Annotated in this window: 15 protein-coding genes and 1 riboswitch; of the genes, 5 read left to right on the forward strand and 10 right to left on the reverse strand. The window is 46.7% G+C overall.

All coding sequences use genetic code 11. The features are described 5' to 3' along the window. Positions 1-121 precede the first annotated feature (121 nt). On the reverse strand, positions 122-928 hold the full coding sequence (gene cobK / locus MWG26_RS13270; protein ID WP_025657092.1) for a precorrin-6A reductase: 807 nt from the start codon (positions 926-928) through the stop codon (positions 122-124). A gap of 168 nt (positions 929-1,096) precedes the next feature. Here cobK and MWG26_RS13275 point away from each other — a divergent pair, with 168 nt between their 5' ends. Further along, entirely contained in the window at positions 1,097-2,104 is a 1,008-nt protein-coding gene (locus MWG26_RS13275) for a GGDEF domain-containing protein (protein WP_025657091.1), read from the forward strand. A gap of 304 nt (positions 2,105-2,408) precedes the next feature. On the opposite strand, the gene MWG26_RS13280 is transcribed toward MWG26_RS13275, so the two are convergent. The 6 genes from MWG26_RS13280 to MWG26_RS13305 all read right to left on the reverse strand — a co-directional run bounded on the left by MWG26_RS13280 (position 2,409) and on the right by MWG26_RS13305 (position 9,681). Beyond that, positions 2,409-2,885 carry a superoxide dismutase family protein gene (locus MWG26_RS13280; protein ID WP_025657090.1) on the reverse strand — a complete coding sequence of 159 codons (477 nt, stop codon included), beginning with the start codon at positions 2,883-2,885 and terminating at the stop codon, positions 2,409-2,411. A gap of 77 nt (positions 2,886-2,962) precedes the next feature. Next, positions 2,963-5,143: an ASKHA domain-containing protein gene (locus tag MWG26_RS13285; RefSeq protein WP_025657089.1), complete on the reverse strand. Its 2,181-nt coding sequence runs from the start codon at positions 5,141-5,143 to the stop codon at positions 2,963-2,965. A gap of 199 nt (positions 5,144-5,342) precedes the next feature. Then, positions 5,343-5,534, reverse strand: a riboswitch (cobalamin riboswitch). Continuing rightward, on the reverse strand, positions 5,531-6,169 hold the full coding sequence (locus MWG26_RS13290) for a corrinoid protein (protein ID WP_025657088.1): 639 nt from the start codon (positions 6,167-6,169) through the stop codon (positions 5,531-5,533). Its footprint overlaps the riboswitch before it by 4 nt. A gap of 117 nt (positions 6,170-6,286) precedes the next feature. Further along, on the reverse strand, positions 6,287-7,207 hold the full coding sequence (locus MWG26_RS13295; protein WP_025657087.1) for a CobW family GTP-binding protein: 921 nt from the start codon (positions 7,205-7,207) through the stop codon (positions 6,287-6,289). 67 nt (positions 7,208-7,274) lie between these two features. Next, positions 7,275-8,639: a uroporphyrinogen decarboxylase family protein gene (locus tag MWG26_RS13300; protein WP_025657086.1), complete on the reverse strand. Its 1,365-nt coding sequence runs from the start codon at positions 8,637-8,639 to the stop codon at positions 7,275-7,277. 46 nt (positions 8,640-8,685) lie between these two features. Next, positions 8,686-9,681 (reverse strand): biotin synthase BioB, encoded by a 996-nt coding sequence (locus MWG26_RS13305; RefSeq protein WP_025657085.1) that lies wholly within the window; start codon positions 9,679-9,681, stop codon positions 8,686-8,688. 335 nt (positions 9,682-10,016) lie between these two features. Here MWG26_RS13305 and MWG26_RS13310 point away from each other — a divergent pair, with 335 nt between their 5' ends. The 4 genes from MWG26_RS13310 to MWG26_RS13325 all read left to right on the forward strand — a co-directional run bounded on the left by MWG26_RS13310 (position 10,017) and on the right by MWG26_RS13325 (position 15,976). After that, positions 10,017-12,662, forward strand: a complete 2,646-nt coding sequence (locus MWG26_RS13310) for a pyruvate formate lyase family protein (RefSeq protein WP_117440780.1) — start codon at positions 10,017-10,019, stop codon at positions 12,660-12,662. After that, positions 12,649-12,921: a hypothetical protein gene (locus MWG26_RS13315; RefSeq protein WP_025657084.1), complete on the forward strand. Its 273-nt coding sequence runs from the start codon at positions 12,649-12,651 to the stop codon at positions 12,919-12,921. The genes MWG26_RS13310 and MWG26_RS13315 overlap by 14 nt, the downstream gene beginning before the upstream one ends. 377 nt (positions 12,922-13,298) lie before the next feature. Then, complete coding sequence (locus tag MWG26_RS13320) at positions 13,299-14,972, forward strand: PucR family transcriptional regulator (RefSeq protein WP_162149284.1); 1,674 nt, start codon at positions 13,299-13,301, stop codon at positions 14,970-14,972. A 44-nt stretch (positions 14,973-15,016) separates the two neighbouring features. After that, complete coding sequence (locus tag MWG26_RS13325) at positions 15,017-15,976, forward strand: glycyl-radical enzyme activating protein (protein WP_025657082.1); 960 nt, start codon at positions 15,017-15,019, stop codon at positions 15,974-15,976. Positions 15,977-16,136: 160 nt separating this feature from the next. On the opposite strand, the gene MWG26_RS13330 is transcribed toward MWG26_RS13325, so the two are convergent. The 3 genes from MWG26_RS13330 to MWG26_RS13340 form a co-directional block, all read right to left on the reverse strand. Beyond that, positions 16,137-17,252, reverse strand: coding sequence for a glycosyl hydrolase family 18 protein (locus tag MWG26_RS13330; protein WP_025657081.1), 1,116 nt, complete (start codon positions 17,250-17,252; stop codon positions 16,137-16,139). A 72-nt stretch (positions 17,253-17,324) separates the two neighbouring features. Continuing rightward, positions 17,325-21,212, reverse strand: a complete 3,888-nt coding sequence (locus MWG26_RS13335; protein WP_025657080.1) for a PAS domain-containing hybrid sensor histidine kinase/response regulator — start codon at positions 21,210-21,212, stop codon at positions 17,325-17,327. Continuing rightward, entirely contained in the window at positions 21,209-21,583 is a 375-nt protein-coding gene (locus MWG26_RS13340; protein ID WP_330639559.1) for an Hpt domain-containing protein, read from the reverse strand. The genes MWG26_RS13335 and MWG26_RS13340 overlap by 4 nt, the downstream gene beginning before the upstream one ends. Positions 21,584-21,601 lie beyond the last annotated feature (18 nt).

Raw genomic sequence — 21,601 nt, forward strand, 5'->3', positions numbered from 1 at the left:
TGTCTGATTATGCAATTTTCACTATCTATCATTGTATATGATTTTCCGTTCTTCCGTTTGTACTTTTTTCTTTTGTTTATGTAATTTTTTAAGAACGAGGGCAAAGGGGTCAGACCCCTCTTCAGAGGGGTCTGACCCCTTTGCCCTCCGTATTCAGAATATTCTGAATATAACCCTTTATTTCTTCCACACTGTACCCTGTTTCTGCAGGCCTTCCAATCACTACAAGCGTTACCCCTGTCTCTCTGGCAGCCTCCAGTTTTTCCTCAAACCCCCCCGCTTTGCCTGATTCCTTTGTCACAAAATAGTCTGCTCCTGTGTATTTCAGCATGGCAGTATTTAATTCTTTCGAAAAGGGTCCCTGCATGGCGATGAGATGGGAGCCCTTGAATCCAAGCTCCACGCTCTCTTCCACGGACTCTTTTGTCGAAAGAACCCTGGCAAAACAGCGTTCTTTGTAATGGTCGATCGCTGTGTACAGCCTTAATTCTTTGCTCCCGGTGGAAATGAATATCCGGCCTTCCCGTGTTTTGAGATACTCTACTGCTTCTGCCACGGAATTTACAATTACCATATTGCGGTAAGATCCTGCGCCGCCTGTCCCGCTTTCGTCCCGCAGACAGCGGATATAACCGGCGCCGCTCCCCTTACAGGCATTTTGAATATTCTCCGTGGCCAGGCGCGCAAAGGGATGAGTGGCATCGATCACAAGCCTGATCTGATTCTCCCTGATAAATCCGCAGATAGCCTCTTGATCCATCCGGCCCGTTATGACCCGGATATTTTGAATTCCTTCCACGCATTCCATTCCGTACTCTGTAGCCGTACTGACGAAGGCTGGCGCAGACAGCGTGCCTAAAAATTCAGCCAGCATTCTTCCTTCTGATGTTCCCGCAAACAGCAGAATACTCATTCTTCCGTTCTCCATATTCCTTTTCCTCCCCTTTTCCGCAGCCTATTTATGTCTGATACTTAGATTTTATTTTAAGTACAACAACTGGCATATCCTGGAAATATTCCGGTTGTGTTTAAACCTCTTTCACAGTATAATATATCACATAGCAAATTGAAACCACAAACATAAGGGAGCTTTTATATGTTTTTTAATCTAATTGGATTTATTCGGAAAGACTTAGACCTAAAAGAAACCTATTTTAAAAGTGCGGAAAATGAAATCGCAAAGAAAAATCTGATCCTGCTTCAGGTTTCCAGTCTGCTCAATGTCCTTCTCCTTGTCTTATTTTACATAATAACCCCGTTTATCATTAAAGGCTGGACAATCACATTACAGCATTTTCTTTTTCTCCCGGCGGCACTGGCCTTTTTCATCATCTCTACAGTTTACGCAAAGACAGGCCGCAGAGACAAGCGCGTGATAACCGGCATCTGCCTGGCTTTCGAAATCACGCTGTTTGCTTTTGTTATTTCTATAGATGTCTTTCCTTACCCGGATGCTCCCAGCTCTTTCCTACCGCTTTTATATATTGCGTTTCCAGCGCTGTTCATTCTCCGTTTCCGTCAGATGTTCACGGTCATGTTTCTGGTCGAGGTCGTATACGCCGTTGCAGTCTTACAGATAAAAAATCCGCTGATGGCAGAAAACGACATCTTTAATTCTGTCGTTTCCTTTATCTTTTCGCTGGCAGTCGCCCACGTAATCCTGAAACTCCGCGCCGATGACCACGACATACGCAGCCGTTACAAACGCCTGAGCATGCTGGATTCCCTCACTGGCATTCTAAACAAAAAGTCCTGTGAAAATGCAATTTCCCAGTATCTGAATACAAACGCCCCCGTGTATTGCGCCCTGCTCTTTCTAGATCTGGACGACTTCAAAAAGATCAATGATACCATCGGCCACTCCGCCGGAGACCGTCTTCTGGAAGAGACCGGAAAATTACTCCACAAAACATTCCACGCATCAGATATCATCGGCCGTGTCGGCGGAGATGAATTCATGATACTACTCACAAACTACCATGATTCAATAGAGTCCCTGAAAAAGAGGTGCACCGCCTTGCAGCGCACTCTCCAGCAGATCATGCAGAACCACGGAGTCCAGGCTACCTGCAGCATAGGCGCACTCCTGGTCAAAGGACGGTGAATCAGCTTCCAAACCGCATACACCCTAGCCGACAAATGCCTGTACGATGCCAAATCCTCCGGAAAAAACAACTGCATAGTCCAAACCCTGCCCAAAGAATGATCTCAGCAAGCACTTAATAAAGGAGCGCATGCGTATGAATACGCTGACTGCTCCAAAAAACCGTTGCCGGATATGTGTGCTCCATACCCACATATCCGGCAACAGTTTTTTGAAGCAGTCAGCAGTACGGGTACAAATCGCAGCGGCATATACAGCCCCTATGTCTTCCCAGCATCACTGACATGGAGCGCCCCCTTCTAACTCATTCCCCCACCCATTCATGGATCTCGCCGCAGGCAATCATTTCGCCGCTGTCTCCTGACGGCTGTGTCTTAAAATCATCCGGGTTCATATGGATGACCACTGTTCTGCCGACCACATCATCCGGGTAAAATCTCCCGGTATATACCGCACTGCAGGCTGCACCGTGTGTAGACAGCAGAGGCGGCAGATCACCGGCATGTTCCGGGTGATCCGTATGTTCGGGATTAAAATGCCCATCGGCATCTGCGAAAGGCTCCTCAGCATTCCCGGAACATTGTTTCCCTTCATGAATGTGGAAGGCAAAAAATCTGCTCATGTCCGGCGCATTTTCATCCGGCAGCCCGTATACCTCAGCCAACACGATCGTCCCTCCGTATACTTCATAGAAATAAACCATTCCATGGATCTCTGGGTATTTATCCGATCCTTTTATCTTTGCAGAAGCTTCCGGCATTCCGTTTAATTTATCAACCATATCATCATCCTCCTCTGCTCAGTATATGCAGCAGCCCGGAGGATGTTCATGCTTTGCGTAAACAAAAATCACTGCGCCTATTCAAAATACATATAGTCCATATAAAATTCATTAAAATGTTTATCGTTGGAGAGCTGTACTTCCGATGAACTCTCCAGAATACGCTGCACGCGCTCTGTGCAGTCGCTGCTTAACAGGTATGTCCGGGTTCCTTTCAGGCAGCTGTTTCCTACCGCCTCAATCTTATCTTGGCATTCTTCCGGAAGCAGCCCGATTCCCACGGCTTTTACGATATCCATCTTATATCCAAAGCCTCCTGCAATATAAATAGCCCCAATATCATCATAAGATGCGCCGAAGTTCAGGATCAATGTCTCAAGCCCGGCACGTACTGCGGACTTGGCAAGCTGTATTTCCCTTACATCCTTCTGGAAAAATGAGATCCCCGTCCCATCGCTGCTGACAGCAAGCGGAAAGCCGTCGTCGAAATAATCTTCCTCCATTAGCCCAGTCTCATCCACAAGCTCCGCCTTTACCAGCTCATATACCATATCGATCACCCCGGTGCCGCAGATGCCGACAGGTTTGGCATCCTGGATCGTCCCGGTAACTGCATGGCCGTCCTTCAGTTCGACTTTGCAGATTGCTCCCGGCACGCTTCCCGTGCCAAAGGTAATATTGCCGCCCTCGAATGCAGGGCCCGCTGCCGTTGAAGTCGTCAATATCCTGTCCTTATTGCCAATCGCCATCTCCCCATTGGTACCCAGATCCACCAGGACAGACACCTTTTCTCTCTTATCAAAATCCAGAGAATACAGGCCTGCCACAATATCGCCGCCCACATAAGTAGAAATTCCAGGGAAAATCACTACCTCAAAGTCCCTGTCTTCCTGCTCAAACAGTTCTTTGTAAGTTGTATGTATGGTGTCAATGTTAACTGGGGTGAAAGGAAATACGCCCAGTGTTTTACAGGAGTACCCCATCAGCAGGTGTACCATAGTCGTATTGGCTCCGATTATCATCTTCTCCACCCGGATCTTCCCATTTTCTGTCAGGCTCTCAATTCCCTGCATCAGGTCAGTCTGGATACTTTTTCTCAGGGCTTCTCTTTTCCCGCCGTTGGAGGCCTCAATTCTGCTGATTACATCCGCACCATACGCCCTCTGCCTGTTGATTGTAGTGAAAACGTCTTCCGCTTCCTGTGTCTCCATGTTGACCAGCTGCATGGCGATCGTCGTCGTTCCGATGTCCACGGCGATTCCATACCGGCGGCCGGTCTTTGCACTGCTTTTCGCCGCTTTTCCCGCTGTCTGCTCCTCATCCGCCAGAACCGCGAATTCTTCTTCCTTATGCAGCCCGACAGCGATCACGCAGTCATCCTCAGGATAGGCCTTACATGCCAGACGGTATCCCTCCTGCAGCTGCTCCCCGCTGAAGAACTTCCTGTCCTGCTCTGAAGGCGCAATGTCCCCTTCAAGGACCTGTATTCCGCATTTACCGCAGGTTCCCCTGCCCGCACAGACTGCCGGCAGGAAGATTCCCTGTTCCTGGAGAAGTTCCATCAGCGAATGTCCCTTTCTGCCCTCCAGTACTCTGATGTCGCCTCCGTCATGAAGCGTGATTGTGTAATCCGAGACATTTCTAAGGCTGCAGCCGACATTAGGGCAACTTGCACAATTATGATGGATACGGAACATGTCCGAATGATCCGTAGTCAGGTAAACCTGACAGGTCGTCTTGACCGGGTCATACATACAGCTGTCCAGTACACGGATCCCTGCACTGTTTTCTCTTGCGGTCACCTCCAGCGCCTTTTTCTGGGCCTCCATCGGAATATCCTGGGGCGCCTCCAGGCGGCGGGAAACTCCACATTTTTTCTCCCTGCACATGGCGATAATATAGGGCTGAAGCTGATGGTCCATCTGGAAAAGATAGTCATCCGCAATGGCATCCGCCAGCATACCGCCCAGATAATCCCCCTCATTGAACAGCTGTGTGGACCACTGGCTCAGCTGACCGCCCACCGAAGTGACACAGTAGAGCGCCTGATGGATTCCCTCTCCATACCGACTGAGCTCAAATCCCTCCACATCACCGAATTCCAGCAGTGCGATTGGCTCTATTTTTTTATATGCTTCCGGAAGCATTTCCTCATATTCTTCCATTACATCATCGTAGGTAGCGCTGTCTTCATAACAGTCTATCAGGGAAAATACATTTTCTCTGCATATCTCTATATTAAATTCCGTTATTTTCATGTTCTTATCCTCTCTCAACTAACGGAAGTCTAAGCTCTGCCCCCGCAGTTTTGACAACCATATCCGTACTTGCCCAAAACCCCGGGCAGGTATCAGTATTTCATTCATTTTCCAGTATAAAAAGAAAAACTCCTTGTAAAAAGAGTTTGCTGCTGACACACTTTATATAATTCAAACGGAATCCTGTTTCCCACCCAAAACAGGTCCATAGGGATATGTAAGTATCCTGGCTCACGTTTCATCCTAGGAATGCCTTCTCATCCTGACGGACAATGGCTGTTATTCTTCGTCCACGTTTACAGTAGGGGTAAGCCTGCACCGGATTTACACCGGTTTCCTTCATTCGATGCTCTTTGTCACTATAATCCGCACTTTCCCAAAGGGCTCTTATTTCTCCAAAACTGCTTTCTTCGCAACTTCTGCTGCTGTTGCTGCATCTGGTGTATAGTAGTCTGCTCCAATCTGCTCTGCAAAGCTGTCATTAACCGGAGCGCCGCCGACCATAACGATATACTTGTCGCGAAGTCCCTTTTCGTTCAGCTGGTCAATGCAGTCCTGCATCTTCGGCATTGTTGTTGTAAGAAGAGCTGACATACAGATCACGTCCGCGCCTACTTCTTCAGCCTTGTCGATAAATACAGCCGGTTCCACATCTACACCGATGTCATGGATCTCAAATCCAGCTCCTTTAAGCATCATTACGACAAGGTTCTTGCCGATATCATGAAGGTCTCCCTGTACTGTTCCGATTACAGCTTTTCCAACCGGCTCATTACCTACCTCAACCAGTTTTGGCTCCAGGACTGTAAGACCTGCATTCATAGCTCTTGCAGCTACCAGAACTTCCGGTACAAATACTTCGTTGTTCTTAAACTTTGCACCAATGATCATCATTCCTGATAAAAGACCTTCATTCAGAATCTCTTTTGGATCGAGCCCCTCATCCAGAGCCTCCTGTACCAGTGCCTTTACGTTCTTTGCCCTTCCTTTTTGAAGGAATTCTGAAATTTCCTGAATCTTTGACATTTTACATACCTCCATCATTCATTAAGCGTGTCTGCTTTAGTTATCATTTTACAATATCTGCTGCTCTGTTTTTAGTAATTTTTTTGGAACTCTTTGTACAAATATCTCTTTTTTTGTTTACTTTTTCAGTTCCGCGGCAATCTCGGGATACCACGCCATCGCTTTTTTCAAAGACTTTTTAACGGGCAGGCCATTTCCTGAGAGAATCACCAGATCATTGACGTGTTCCGGCTTCCCTTCAAACCTTTCAGCCTGGTAGATACTGCCCACGCAGTTCACAAGATAAATCTCCCCCTGCACTTCAACAAATCCTTTGACACGGTAAGTATCATCCAGAAACATTTCAATGAATTTCTGAAGTTTTTTCAGTTCCAATCCCGGATTCAAACGGAGCAGGTATTTTTTCAAGGTAATATCCGCGCTCTGTATCACAGGCTCTTCCGGCTGGTTATCCGGAGGAGCGGCAGGATTCAGCCAGCCGCTTTCGATCCGGCCGAAGGTGGTCGTATGTACAGGAACCTCCGGGCGGTGTTTTCTGATAATGCCCTTTATTTCCTCAATCTGTTCTTTGGATGCCAGATCCGTTTTATTGACCAGCACAAGATCACTGACCGCCAGCTGCTTCTTTACCACGACTGCCGTCTCATAAACCTTCTGAAACTGTCTCGCATCAACCAGGCAGATGCTTCCCATGTATTCCACATCTGAGAATTTGCCTTCCTGATGCAGGATTTTTCTGACATTCATAGGATTGGAGAGGCCGGAAGCCTCCACAATTATTATGTCCGGTTTTTCCGAAAGGGCTTTTTCAAGCACTTCCTCGAATTTATCCAGCCTGCATGAACAGAATATGGAACCGTTGTTGATCTCATCCAGCGCCGTTCCCAGTTCTCTAAGAAGCTCCCCGTCCACGCCTTCTTTTCCAAATTCATTGATAATCAAATGCAGCCGGTAGTCTGACAATTCATTTATAAAATTTTTTAAAAAAGTAGTTTTACCGGCTCCTAAGAAGCCGGTAATTAAATACAGTTTACTCATTATTTCATACCTCATTCTGCTGCTTAGCAGCAGACCCGCCCGTTAGGGCCTGAATTACGGTGTGACCTTAGGGCATAACAGCCTTGATTGCTGCCTCCAATTCTTCTTTCGCAGGTACAAGAGAACGAAATTTTAATTCACCGTTAATATACATAGACGGAAGGTTCGGAACTCCCATTTTCTTGCAGCGTGCAATGTTCTCCTTGATCGTAAACTTATACTCGATCATATCAATTGCGTCACCGAATGTCTCCTTTGCCTCATTGGCAGCGCCCATCATATACGTACATGCCGCACATGTTGCGGAATCCAGTGTAAATACTTCCACAAGCGGTTTCTCCAAATGCTCGTAATCCGGCAGTTCCACTTCAATATCCTCGTCTGCAGCCACATAGTTTTTCAGGATTTCTCTTACGGAGTCCGGCTCATGGATTGCCTGTACTACACCGATTGTGTTCTCAACAGGAACAGCATACGGCATATCACAGCCCGGAGCAAGGATGAAGTTTTTCTTGTTCGGCATATTATCCAGAAGGTCGATCACGAACTTCATATTATCCTGCTGTGTACCGTGCAGCATGACCGTTGTCAGCGGGATATTTCCGCCAAGCGCCACGTTGTACTTATCCGTGATCGCCTTTGCTGCAAGCAGGTCCACGTTCTCATCGATAGAGATGGAATCAGGGCCTGTCTGGCACATTACCTCGATGTTCCTTGTCGCATCGCCGCATACAAAGAAGGAAGACAGTGCGCCCAGTTCTCTGATATGGTCAAACAGCTTCTTGAACGGTGCGCTCATGAACATCTCAAAATGATCAGAAGAAATCTGGGAAATCAGCGGGTCTACTACTGCGATCACATCCATACCTGCTTCTATATAATATTCGGCCATCTTCATAGCAATCGCATCACAGTATTCCAGGAATTCAATCACGGCATCCTCATCGTCGTACATATCCATGAAAATGTCATTGCCGCGCAGATGTGTTGCCAGTGTAAAAGGTCCGCAGATCAGGCCGTATAATGCAGTTGTATCACCGACCGCTTCTTTCATACGCTTCATAACGTCCATGATCATAGGAATACGACCGGATTCTTTTGTCGGAATGGTGCAGTAGCAGGGTGTCTCCAGCTCCTCTTCTCCTTCCATCGGATGGCTGGCTACAGACGGCGGAGCGTCGTCCGCCCACACCAGATTACATCCCAGGCATTCCGCCTCAACCTGCAGGTCAAAGATAACTGGCTGTCCCGCCGGTTTATACAACTTATTCACTTCCATCAGAGATTCAAACAGTTTGTCCCCGTCCTGGAGCACTTCCGTAGCTGTATAGCCCAGAAGGCTGCCCGCATGCACGCCTGCAAATGGTACCCATGCCACCTGGTCTGTCTCCCCGTGGTGCAGTGTTTTGATAAGAATTTCTTTCTGGTTCATTTTGCTTCCTCACTTTCTTTTTTGCAATATTTTATCTTAAAAACTTTCATGATCCACATGTATCATAGTCTGCCTGTGCAAGCATTGCCCTGACTTCGGGTATGGAACAGCCCCGGTTTGTCCCGGTTTCAACGCTGCAGTCCCTTGGGTTAATCCCGATCTCCGCATACAGCTGGTTTACGCCCGCGAGCAGCGCCATCTGCTTCGGCTCATGGACATTCATAGACTGTTTGGGCCTGGTTACCAGCCTTGCCGCAGCGACAATCTTGGCCAGTTCCAGATCTGTAATCTCTCCTTTATCAAAAAGAGGAGTACCCGGCACGCCTACCCGTTTCATACAGGCCATAACATTTACACTGTATTCTCTGGCGCGCAGCATTTCATCTGCAATCTGTTCGTATGTATGTTCCGGTCCGATCGGCTCTACACAGTAGATCAACTCCAGGCCCGCTGCTTTAATGGCATCCAGAGTCGCAATTCTCTGCTCCTTTGGAAGATCCGTATCCTGTCCCTCGTTCATTCTGACAATATGGTAAACGCCTGTGTATCCCACTTCCTTGAGCCGCTTTGCCGTTTCCAGTCCAAAGTCACCAATATTGGCAATAAACATCATCTCCGGTGTCAGCAGTTTTTTCACTTCTCCGGAAACCTCCAGAAATCTCTCAACCCCGTAATCCGCCGTGGTCATAAGAAACAGGGCGTCCGCCTTCTCCTCCACTGCCCTGGAGGCTTCTGCAAGTATGTCTTCCAACGGCTTTTCTGTTTTATCCTCTACTACAAAACTATCCCTGGCAAGGGAACAGAACTTGCAATTCCCGGTACATGGCGCACTATTGAGCCCAATCTGTGCAAATACATATCCCTTTCTTCCATACTCTCTTCTGGAGAGTTCATTCGCCTTAGCCAGTAATGCATAAAACTCCGAAGAATGACTGTCTATACTAAGAAGTTTTACTGCATCGTCCTTTGTCAAATCCTGATTCTCATCAACTTTCCTGAAGATTGCTTCAAGCCCGTCGACATGATTAGAAAAAGAAATCATCACTATGCCTCCTATCTGTTCTGAATTCATAGTAAGATTTCTTTTCTTTTATTTCTTGCAATTTCTATAGCTAAATTGTGATTTTTTTAAGGTGTTTTAAAATACTCAATATTCTATCATGCGTACTTATTCTTAGAAGTTATCTATTGAGTGCACACTGAATAGATAATGAATTCTTTTAGTAACAAAAAAGTACGGTTAATTTTGTTGCTGACAGATATATAGTTTAGTGTTGATATATTGTATACTTTTACGTAGATAAGTTAATGTATGTTGTGCAATTTTAACACAAACACACCATAATCAAAAAGATTTATAAAGGAGGAAGAGTATTTATGGAAGCAACAACAAATGACCAGTACTTATGTTTCACCTGTGGCACACCCCCTGAGGAAGTAGAGGACCGTGAGGTAAAAAAGAGTGCATGTCCCCGTGCGAGAAAATTATTGCAGGAATTTTATGATGCAAAGATTTCTCTTGACACAACGTTCCCTTACTGGTACACAAGAACCTGGATGAAAGAAGAGGGGCAGCATCCGCTGGTCCGCCGCGGACTTGCAATGAAGAGTGCATTCTCCCACCTTGAGGCAGCAATCCGCCCTGATGAAATATTAGTTATGAGCCGTAATAAGTATGTCCGTGGCGCCAGTATTACTCCGTGGACAGCAAACGAGTTTCCTCTGAGCGATGAAGAGCGTGCAAAGAAAGACAGCAAGAAGGCTTCAAATAAGGCTCTTGAAGAAATTACGATACTTGCAACCGGCGGCGGCGTCGTTTCTGAAAGCACTCCGGAGGTTCTCTCTATGGCACGTCGTTATGGTATGCGCGTTGAAGAACATGCGGCTTTAATAGAAATTTGCCGTTACTGGCAGAACAAGTCTGCCGAGGATACATGTTGGAAGTGGGGTACCCTGCATCCCGAGTATGATACCCTTGTCAATTTCAAGAATGCTGTCCTTATGGCTGCCGATATGGAGTACGGCAACCGTCACGGACGCAGTGTCACAAACTACCAGATCGTATTTGAAAAAGGCTTCCAGGGTATGATTGACCGCTGTAAAGAGCTGATTGCTGCTAATGTGGGCGATGGTACTGCAGTAGATAAAGTTGCTTACTGGCAGGCTACAATTTATGCAATCGAAGGCGTACAGATTTGGGTTCGCAAGTATGCCGCTGAAGCAACCCGTCTTGCTTCTCTTGAAAAGGACGCAGAACAGAAGGCCGTTTTCGAAGCCATGGCAGCGCGCCTTGAGTGGATTTCATCGAATCCGCCCCGCGATTTTATGGAAGCCCTTCAGCTCCACTGGACCTGCCAGCTTGAGGTTTACAACGAAATGCAGGGCTCTGGATTTTCTCCCGGACGCCTTGGCCAGGTTCTCTATCCCTACTGGAAAGAGGATATTGATAACGGCAGAATCACCAGAGAGCAGACTCTTGAGGTTCTCGAATGTATGCGCGTTAAATACACGGAACTTGAGATTGCAACCTGTGCAGGTACCACTGGTATACTTGCAGGTAACACATTTAACAACATCTGTCTCGGCGGTGTCAAGCCTGATGGCTCCAGCGCCGAAAACGAACTGGAATACTTATTCATCCAGGCCGCAATTAATTGCCCTACTGTTTCTCCAACTCTGTCGATTATTTATGACGGCAGGCTGTCCAATACTTTCCTGCAAAAGGGGATTGAATGCAACAAGACCGGTTGTGGTATGCCTGCCTGGGTAAGCAACCGCGTCGGCATTGAATACTGTATGAAGAACCATTCATGTGAAGGGATTACTCTTGAAGATGCAAGAGCATGGAGTATAGGCGGCTGCCTTGAGATCCAGCCCGGCGCTGTATATGACAACAAGATTGGCGCAGGTTCATACAGTTCTTCAGGAATCAATTTCATTAATGTTCCAAAGGTTCTTGAACTGGTACTTTTTGATGGTGTAGATCCCAGAACAAATGTCCGTGTATTTCCGGCAACCGGCAAAAAATACGAAACATTTGATGAACTTATGGACACCTTTAAGGCATATTTCAAAAAGGTGATCCAGATTTTTGAAGAAACTTATAATATGAAGGTATCTGCAACGTTTGAGCTTGACCAGCCGTTACTTTTCTCTGCACTGTCTGCTGACTGCATTGAAAAGGGAGACGATATTGACCATGCGGGTTCTCGTTACAACCGCTGCTTCACAACATGGATTACCGGTCAGGTTAACACAGCAAACTCTCTTGCCTCTATAAAGAAGAATGTGTTTGACGACCGTGCATTTACACTTGATGAGCTTAAGGATGTCTTACTTAACAACTTCGGATTTATCAGTGCACTGGATACGGGCAACTTCTCCATGATGGAGCAGACTAAGGATGTTTCTAACCCTGACTGGGAAAGAATACACGCTTTGTGTATGCGCGCACCTAAATTCGGTAATGATGACGCTTACGTTGACGATATCTATGTCCAGGTAGCGGACTGCTTCCTGGAATCCGTGGAAGAGATTACCGATGTATTCGGAAACAAGTGGTGTGCATCCATGCTGTCTGTAGGTACCCACGGACCGCTTGGCCAGGCTGATATCGCTTCTGCAGACGGCCGGCTCGCAGGCGTTACTCTGGCAGACGGCGGCCAGTCACCTTACCCCGGCACCGACCAGAATGGACCTTACGCTGTACTTAGTTCTGCAACTGTAATCGACCATACAAATTTCAAGAATACTCAGCTGAACATGAAGCTGCATCCTGCATCAATTAAGGGCAATATGGGTTCCGCTAAGATGCTCGATATGATTCGTTCCTTTATGGATAACGGCGGCTTCCATATCCAGTTCAATGTTGTTGATTCCCGTATGCTTAAAGATGCGCAGGACAATCCAAATAATTATCGTGATCTGCTTGTCCGTGTGGCAGGGTTCACGCAGTATTGGTGCGAAGTTTCCAAACCTATTCAGGATGAACTGATTGCCCGTACAGAATATGAAGAAGTTTAAGGAGGATAATATGATGTGTGATAAATGTAAGGATTGCGCCAATCTGTCTGCCCGCGATGTGTTTAACGGTGTATGCATAATCAGCAAGGAAACAGTTTCTATCGACGCTCCTGTTTGTAAAAAATTTTTACGTGCTAATAAGTGCAAATATTGCAGCAAATATATCGTATCTGAGAAAGATCCCAATCTCGGCACATGCGACGGCGATATGGTTTACCCGGATCTCGGCGGCTGCGAGGATTTTACTCCTGCAGAATAATGGTATACCCAAAGGGCACCCCGTAATTCATGCCCTGACGGGCGGATCTGCAGCAAAGCTGCAGAACAAAGTATATGTTTCTAACTGTTCGGTACAGGACTGTGCATTCCCTGCACAGTCCGTACGGAAACATCAGTTACGCAGCAGCAGGCCCTCTTGCCAAAAACGATTTTCATGGGGTACTTTTCCAAGAAGAAAAAAATCAAGTTAATAAAGGCATTTATTTTTTCTTACTTCCGTTTTCTTTAAATAATGATATAATATCTTATATATATCGGTACGTTGTAACAAAAATAATCAACAGGCAGTCCATGAGACCGTGTACTGGATTGTCGGTTTATTTTGAGTACATTATTATATCAGAAAGAGGAAGTATTATGCCACCAAAAGTAACTGTAAAATTAGTCTTAGAAGAACCAGAGTTGCAAGGAGCCCTTGTATTAGCCGGAGAGGCAGGCTTAGACCGTGAAGTGAAGGCGGTGACAGTGGCAGAAATTCTCGATATCGCCTTTTATTTAAAGGGCGGAGATTTTGTACATAGTGTTGCATCTTTTATGGATGAACACAGTGAGAATCAATTATCCGTTGAGGCCTTGTGCGAATGGACAAAAAATTTAATAGATCACGGCGCCAGCTGCCTTGCTATTAAAACGAAGCGGTATTTAAAAGAAATTCCGGCGCCTCTGCTGCAGTTAGGCAATGAAAATGATTTTCCCATCATTGAACTGCCCCCGGGAGATACGCAGAATGATGTAACGCAATGCGTTTTAAGAGTTGTTATGGAGGCGGAAGAGCAAGGTAAGAATCGCAGTTTAACAGCTCTTTCTAATCTACATGATGCCGTGGTTAATGGGGCATCCATCGTTGATATATCACGAATATTTGCAGGTTATTTGAACAATCCGGTTTTAATCGAGGATCATGAGTGGCGTTATGTGACGTGTTGCGACAATCAATCAGCAGGAGCTGCCGAAGCCTTGCTTGCCCGCCGACGGGAAGAAAATCTGCAGGTGATAGTAGATCATATTGTTGGCGAGTCATCCATCCGCACTCAAGTGGTCATGGATAATAGAACGATTTGGCAGGAAACATGGCCAATAATATTCAAAGAAAATGTCATAGGTTATTTCAGCATTTGTGAATATGAGGGGGCAATAACATCCGAGAACCGTCAGCTTGTCGAGCGGTGCCTTGATATTCTGGCTTTGACAATTTATCATCATCAAAGCTATATTGACAGTACTGCATGGCATACCGGAGAAGTATTTTTACAGGCTCTTTTGGCGGAAAATTATCAAAAAGAAGTTGTCAGCTATTTTGCTCAAATGATGGGCTTCGATGAACAGAAGAATATGTCAGCAATCGTCATAAGTCCGATCAGCAAAGCACAGAAGGAGCAGCTAAACAGTAAAAACTGGTCTAAATATCATTATTTCACTGAGTATGCAATTCACAGCATACAGAGTTTCATTGCGCAGAAGAATTTCAAGGTTATTCTGGGCGGCTATTACGGATTCCTTGTAGTATTTGTTGATACTGGATCTAAGGGGATTCGGGACATGAAACAAATTGGTATGTCAATTTGGGAATCATTAACTGGCGGAAGAATGAAAATGGATGTTGTGATGGGGATTGGATGCATAGGCAAGGGAATCCACTCTTACCGTGAAAGCTGTTTGGAAGCGCTTGATGTTGTGCGTTGTATCCGCAGGTTTGGTCTGAAAGAAAACGTGATGTGTTACGATGAACTTGGGCATTATGCTCTGCTGAATTCTATCCTGCGTAAAGATGAGGCTGCACTGCGTTATAGCCAAACGGTGCTTGGCAAATTATATAATGACAAAGATGCGGAAGAGTTGGTAAGTACACTTAGTACATATCTGGATAAAAATTGTAGTTATATAGAAACAAGCCGTGCACTTTATCTGCACGTTAACACAGTAAAATACCGCATTAAACAAATACAAGAACGGTTGTCAGTAGATCTTTCCACCCAAGACGGTCGGTGCAGCATTTGGTTAGCCTTAAGCATTGATCGTTATCTAAAGTGATATTGTTCTGCATGGTCTCCGTTCGGGAAGGAATCGTTTAGAAAATGAAACTCAATTCAAATAACGAGGCTGTCATTTTTGATATCCAGGGTTTCTCGGTGCATGATGGTCCTGGAGGCCGGACATTAATATTTTTTAAAGGCTGTCCGTTAAAATGTTACTGGTGCTGTAATCCTGAGAGCCAGCAGCTGCAGCCTCAGCTAATGTATCGTGTTAGTAATTGCGTTAACTGCTACGGTTGTGTAGGCAGGAATATCTGCCCGCATAATGCGATTTCCCTGCCAAAGCAAAAGGGGGAGCATGTCTCATTTGACCGTAATAAATGTGACAGCTGTGATACAATTGAATGTTCTGAAAATTGTTATCATGAAGCGCTAAAAACGGCCGGTAAAGTATACACGATTGATGAGATTATGCACAGAATAGAACGGGAAAGCCGTTTTTGGGGACCGGGAGGCGGCGTGACTTTAGGAGGCGGCGAGGTTGCCGTGCAGTATAAGTTTGCTGCTGAGCTTTTGCGCCGCTGCCATGAGCGTTATATCAATACCGCAACTGAATCCTGCAGCTTTGCGCCTTGGCCCCATCTTGAGCAGATTTATGAAAATGTAGACTGGGCATTTACCGACATAAAACATATGGATACCGAAAGGCACAAGGATGCTACTGGGGTTGGCAACGAGTTGATTCTTGAAAACATAGCAAAAATTGCCGAGCTTGGCCACAAGGGTAAACTTCGCCATATCGTACGGATACCTATTATTGATGGTTATAATTCTGATGAAGTTAATATTGTAAAAACGATTGCTTATATAAAAGAGATCGGAACGAAAGAGGTTAATATTTTACCATTCCACCGTTTGGGGGCCTCCAAATATGAGCAGCTTGGCCGTATATATGACTGCCGCGATATGACTGGCTGCTCTGAAGATATTCTGCATCGTATTCAAGTACAGTTTCAGACGGCAGGATTAACCTGTTATGTCGGCAGTGATACTCCCTTCTAAACTTCTCTGCCACTGTTTTATCTGCAGGGTTTAGCAGGGAAAGGATATGAGATGTAATGGACAGTATACGAATTTTCCTTGTTAGCCTATAAAGTAAGAATAAGCCAGCCCGCTCCGGTCAGAAAACAGGGTTGGCTTATTTATTCGTGCTGATTATTCCTTATTTTTCCAACAGCAGCCAATTCGCCCGAAACGGCCGCATCAGATTCCAGTACCCCACCCCCAGCAGTTCATATTCTCTCGCCAGATTCAGCTTTGCCTCTATGCTCCTCACATCCTCAAACCAGACTTCATGTGCAATCCCGTTCCTTGTATAGTTAAAGTGAGGGCTTTGTGCAAGATCATCGTATTGTATCGATACCCCGTTTTCTGCTGCAATGTGCACAGCCTCCACATTGCCGATCAGCCTTGCCTTGGTGATCCCTCTTTCATAGGGCAGCGCCCAGTCATAGGCATAGTTGGGAATCCCCATCAGTATCTTTTCCTTTGGTATCTGTGTCAGTGCATACTCCACCACCTGGCGCACCTTATTCAAAGGCGCCACAGCCATAGGCGGTCCGTATGTATAGCCCCACTCATATGTCATTAGAAAAACATTGTCCGCATTCGCGCCCAGAAGTGCATAGTCCATTCCCTCATATAAAAGGCCCGGCTGACCGGTGGAAGTCTTGGGTGCCAGCGCAACAGATGTCTTATATCCCTGTGCATTCATAACTTCCCGCACTCTGCCAACAAACTCCGCATATGCAATCCTATTTTCCGGAAGGATATACTCAAAATCAATATCCACTCCTGAATACCCCCTGTCCTGTACGGTGGACAGCAGGTTGTCGATTACCCTCTGCTGGATCACTTCATTTTCCACCAGCACTTTCACCAGCTGGTTATTAAAAGCCCCTCCTGAGAACGGTGTCAGTACCAGCAGCGGTTCAATACCGGCCTCCCAGGCTGCCTCAATCATCCAGAGATCGTCCTGCGGAGGCGGCACAAGTTCTCCCTCAAATGTAAAACCATATGAAAAGACCAATAATTCATTCAGGGCCGGGAACGCCTGTTCCAAAATATACGGCTCCACAAATGGATATGCATATCCCGTGACTAACATATCTCCACGCATACTCGCAGACTCTTCCGGCTGCAGGATAAGGAGTGCCTGCCCGATCACCAGCTGATCCTGGCTCGCCAGCTGATTGTCATATACCATTTTCCAGACGGGCACACCCGTCTGTGCTGAAATGGAAAGCAATGTGTCTCCCTGTTTCACAACATAAATCACAAAATCACCCCCTATGTAATAACATATGAGGGTGATTTTTTATTTATGCCCAAAGGGCATCCCACGACTGTCTTATTTGTATTCGATTCCCAATACTCTGCAAAGCGTTGACTGCAGCACGCTTACATCAATTGGTTTTGCAACATGCGCCGTCATTCCGGCATCCATTGAGGCCTGGATATCCTCGGCAAACGCATTGGCAGTCATAGCGATAATCGGTATATCCGCCGCATCCTGCCTGTTCATCCGCCTGATTGCGCGGGTTGCCTCATATCCGTTCATCTCCGGCATCTGTATATCCATGAGAATTGCATCATAGGCACCCGGCCTGTTGTCCGCAAATTCTTTTACCGTCTGCAGCCCATCCGTTTTTACAAGGGAACTGGCCCCATACATTTCCAGGAGCTCACGGAGGATCTCCGCATTGATTGCATTATCTTCGGCTATCAAAAAACGGCGGCCTGCAAGGAAAGCAGTATGTTCTTTTCTTTCTCCCCCATCGTCAGGATTCACAGCTGCTCTGTCCGGTTCCCCCGCCTTTTCACATTCCAGAGTGACCTGAAATACAGTTCCCTGGTGCTCTTTGCTCTCCACGGTTATGACTCCGCCCATCAGATCCACCAGCCCCCTTGTGATACTCAGCCCCAGCCCGGTTCCTTCGACACATGAAGTATTGCTGCTGCGGGAAAACGGCTCAAAAATATGTTCCAAAAACTCCTTCTTCATCCCCACGCCTGTATCTCCAATTGTAAAGCAGTACCGGACATAACCATCCCCACGTACAGAAGACAGTTCTTCCGCCAGAAATACAACCGAACCGCCTTCCGGAGTAAATTTAATCGCATTACTCAGAATATTAATAAAGATCTGATTCAGGCGCAGCATATCGCCATAAAACCCGAAGTTTCTTATGCCCTCAGCCTGCATATGAAACTGGATTCCTGCCGCCTTCGCCTGGGGCTCTATGATCGCTGCCAGTTCATCCATCAGTTTTGGCAGATAGATTTTCATTCTTCCAAGGGCAATCTGGGACCGCTCAATCTTGCTCATATCCAGGACATCATTGATCAGGCTCAGTAAATGCCTGGATGATATTGATATCTTTTTCAGGCAGTCCGATACTTTGTCCCGGTCGTCAATATGTGCACATGCCAGAGTAGTCATCCCCATGATCGCATTCATCGGAGTCCGGATATCATGACTCATGGCCGAGAGGAATTCGCTCTTCGCCTGGTTTGCCTCCTCGGCAAGTACAAGTGCCTTCTCCAGCGTCCGTTTTGTCTGGCGCTCTGCCGCCAGCATATCTGTTACGTCTGCCCGTACCATACAGATTGTCCGGTGATTCTCGTCGCCCCACAGGACATTGATCTGCTTATACAGCACTTCCTCTCCCTCTTCATAAGGAAATACAAAATCATATCCCTCCGGTTTTTCTCCCAGCCTTTCCAACATCGTTTCCACACAGAACTGCCTGGAAATTTCTTCCCTGTCTTCTGCCGTTCCAAAGTGGAGGGCAAACTCTTTCACCGCGTCCTCGTATTTCTCCAGATAATAAGGCGCTAAGTTCTTGAGTACCGTCTCACGCGTATACATTGTCAGGGATGTGGAATTCATATTTATAAAGCAGGCAAGCTCAAAAGTATAGGCAATCATATTGAGCAGCCCCTGCTGCTCGCGCAGGGATTCTGTAATATCGGAGCGCACCAGGCAGGCTCTTCCGATTCTCAGATCAATGGCAGAGACCGTCATATTCTTTGTACGTATATCGCCCTGCTCATCCGCAATGGAAAATGCAAAGGTGTAGGACCCCTTTTCCGACAGGCGTTTCATCAGTTCTCCTGCCTCCAGCGATCCCCAATACTGTTCGCGGTCTTTCGGCACGACAACCTCTTCTGCCATGAAACGGATTCTTTTTGAATGGCTTCCGAAAGTATCCGGCAGCCTGTCCGAATTCTTATTATATGCCAGGAGCTTATAAGTATCGTTTATCAGATCTAGGTCAATCACAAAATCGTAGCTGGTCACAGAAAGCTGATGCAGAATCCGGTTTGTGACTGTCTCGTCCGTAATGTCTGTTACCGTCAGAATCCCGGTGACATCGCCTGTATCCGGAGTCTCTACCAGGTTCACTTTAAACTTGACATGACGTCCCTTTTCCTCTTTAGGAAGTTTAATAAAACAATGAAGTGTCTGCTCCGTATCATTTCTGCCAAATGCTCTCAGCGTGGGCTCGTTCAAGAAGGTTTCTAAAAAGATCTGCCGCTCTTTTTCGTCCGTCACGAGGCTCGAAATACCGGCAAAAAACTTTTCCCGTTCTGCACTGAATGTCTTCAGCAGATCCGAATCTGTATGGTCGATAATCTCCAGAATCTGGTTCTGGGTTATATTACAGTGCCCGATAATCAGTGCATTCGGATCCGGCGTCCGGTAATGCTGCATAATCATCTCTTTATACTGCTGCCGGAGCTGCTCCTTCTCGGCGATCTCTCCGCTGATATCGTGATAGACTGCGTAGAACTTTCTTTCGCCGCTCTCCATTTCAATCAGAGAAAGGTTATTCTTGACCCAAACGTAGCTGCCGTCTCCCCGTTTCAGCCGGTACACCAGTTCACACTGGCTTGCCCCGCTTTCAATGAATTCCGTAAGCCGAGCGTTCACCCGCTCCAGATCCTGGGCGTTCACGCCGGCCATAGCATCCGCACTGTACAGTTCTGATATTTCTTCCTGGGACATGCCCGTCAGCTCAGCAAAACCTTCCGACACGAATTCAGGTACCATGCTGCCGTCCTCGCAAAGTTTAACTACTGCAATTCCCCCCGGCAGATTCTTAACAACCGTCTGAAAATACTGTTCCAACCGTTCTTTTTCCCTGCGTGTTCTCACTTCTTCGGTTATATCACGGACATATTTCACATATGCCGGTATACCATTCCAATCAGTCTCACGGAAACGCGTGCTGAAAAAACGGTTCTGCCCGCTGATCTTCATCTCATGCTCCCGCCCGTCCGCCTCATATTTTGTCAGACCGCAGAAATCACAGGGAGCGTGATTTCCATAGATTGCTTCATAGCATTTTCTTCCCACACAGTCACGGTTAGTCAGACCGTCTTGTTCCGGTTCATTCACATATAAAAGGTCATAACTCTCCTTTGCAATGATATAAATGCTGTCAGCCATTTCGTTGGCAATACTCTGAAACAGCCGGGTCTCCAAAGACATACCGGTAAATACCGCATAGAACCTGGTATTTTCCGAGAGCGGCCCCATGCGCCTGCCATTGAGATGAATCCAGACCAGGCCGCCATCCTTATGGCGCATCCGGTAGGAAACATCCAGAACCTCTCCGCTGGACAAAGCGGCCTCTGCCGCTTCCATCACCCGTTCCCTGTCCTGCCCGTATACAATATTCAGCGCATTATCCCCGATCAGTGCTTCGTACTCCGCCCTCGTATGCCCCGACAGGGCCATAACACCGTCAGAGAAAAATGTAGGAATAAAACGGTGATTCTCCACGCGATAACTGGCAATCCCCCCGGGAATCGAGTTAATCAGGTGCTGCATCTCCAGCTGGGCCTCTTTCAGCTCAGAAATATTATGGAACACGCACAACAGCAGAGGACACCCGTCCTCTTCCCCGCTCCATTTTACCTGGACCCGCACCCAGACTATATGCCCGTCACGGTGCTGTTTGCGGAATTCAAATTCTGCCGTCTCGTGAGTACGAATAACCTGTTCTGCCTTTTGGACCACCATGCCGGTGTCTTCCCTGTAGATAAGTTCTGCCGCATCGCCCTTGCTCAATTCATAGTATTCGTCTACCGTATAGCCTGACAACTCAGGCACGCCGTCTGAAAAATAGACTGTCTCGAATCTGTCCGATACCTTATAGATGGCAACTCCGCCCGGGATCGCATTGATAATATCCACCAGCCGCAGAGCAAGAGGAGTATCACTGGTCATGGCTGCACTGCCCTTTTCAGGGCCCCCCGCAGCTCATCCGCCCTTTCGAATTCGCTTTTAATTTCCTGATATAAATCAGCATACGCTGCCTCTTCCTTGCAGATGCGGAGAGGTTCTACGATAGCGCATACCTTATCGAACAGCGGGGTCAGCCCCATATTCCCTGCAACACCTTTCAGCGTGTGTGCCGCCTCAAACGCGCCTTTTAGGTCATTGCCCTCCAGCGCGGTATGTAATCTGCTGATACTATCATCCTCAAAAAACTTGTCAAGAAACTTCATGTACATCTCTTCATTATTGATAAAACGTGCCATAGTGATCCCATAGTCTCCTCCATAGGCCTCGAATATCTCTTTAAATCCGCTCATCATCCCCATGCCTCCTTTCTG

The sequence above is a fragment of the Faecalicatena contorta genome (genome assembly GCF_022835095.1).
In the GTDB taxonomy this organism is placed as follows: domain Bacteria; phylum Bacillota; class Clostridia; order Lachnospirales; family Lachnospiraceae; genus Faecalicatena; species Faecalicatena contorta.

Coding starts and splice junctions, on each gene's coding strand:
- MWG26_RS13295 (WP_025657087.1), bottom strand. CDS start 7,207: ATGAGTAAACTGTATTTAATTACCGGCTTCTTAGGAGCCGGTAAAACT.
- MWG26_RS13280 (WP_025657090.1), bottom strand. CDS start 2,885: ATGGTTGATAAATTAAACGGAATGCCGGAAGCTTCTGCAAAGATAAAA.
- MWG26_RS13300 (WP_025657086.1), bottom strand. CDS start 8,639: ATGAACCAGAAAGAAATTCTTATCAAAACACTGCACCACGGGGAGACA.
- MWG26_RS13335 (WP_025657080.1), bottom strand. CDS start 21,212: ATGACCAGTGATACTCCTCTTGCTCTGCGGCTGGTGGATATTATCAAT.
- cobK (WP_025657092.1), bottom strand. CDS start 928: ATGGAGAACGGAAGAATGAGTATTCTGCTGTTTGCGGGAACATCAGAA.
- MWG26_RS13315 (WP_025657084.1), top strand. CDS start 12,649: ATGAAGAAGTTTAAGGAGGATAATATGATGTGTGATAAATGTAAGGAT.
- MWG26_RS13290 (WP_025657088.1), bottom strand. CDS start 6,169: ATGTCAAAGATTCAGGAAATTTCAGAATTCCTTCAAAAAGGAAGGGCA.
- MWG26_RS13310 (WP_117440780.1), top strand. CDS start 10,017: ATGGAAGCAACAACAAATGACCAGTACTTATGTTTCACCTGTGGCACA.
- MWG26_RS13305 (WP_025657085.1), bottom strand. CDS start 9,681: ATGATTTCTTTTTCTAATCATGTCGACGGGCTTGAAGCAATCTTCAGG.
- MWG26_RS13285 (WP_025657089.1), bottom strand. CDS start 5,143: ATGAAAATAACGGAATTTAATATAGAGATATGCAGAGAAAATGTATTT.
- MWG26_RS13340 (WP_330639559.1), bottom strand. CDS start 21,583: ATGATGAGCGGATTTAAAGAGATATTCGAGGCCTATGGAGGAGACTAT.
- MWG26_RS13320 (WP_162149284.1), top strand. CDS start 13,299: ATGCCACCAAAAGTAACTGTAAAATTAGTCTTAGAAGAACCAGAGTTG.
- MWG26_RS13325 (WP_025657082.1), top strand. CDS start 15,017: ATGAAACTCAATTCAAATAACGAGGCTGTCATTTTTGATATCCAGGGT.
- MWG26_RS13275 (WP_025657091.1), top strand. CDS start 1,097: ATGTTTTTTAATCTAATTGGATTTATTCGGAAAGACTTAGACCTAAAA.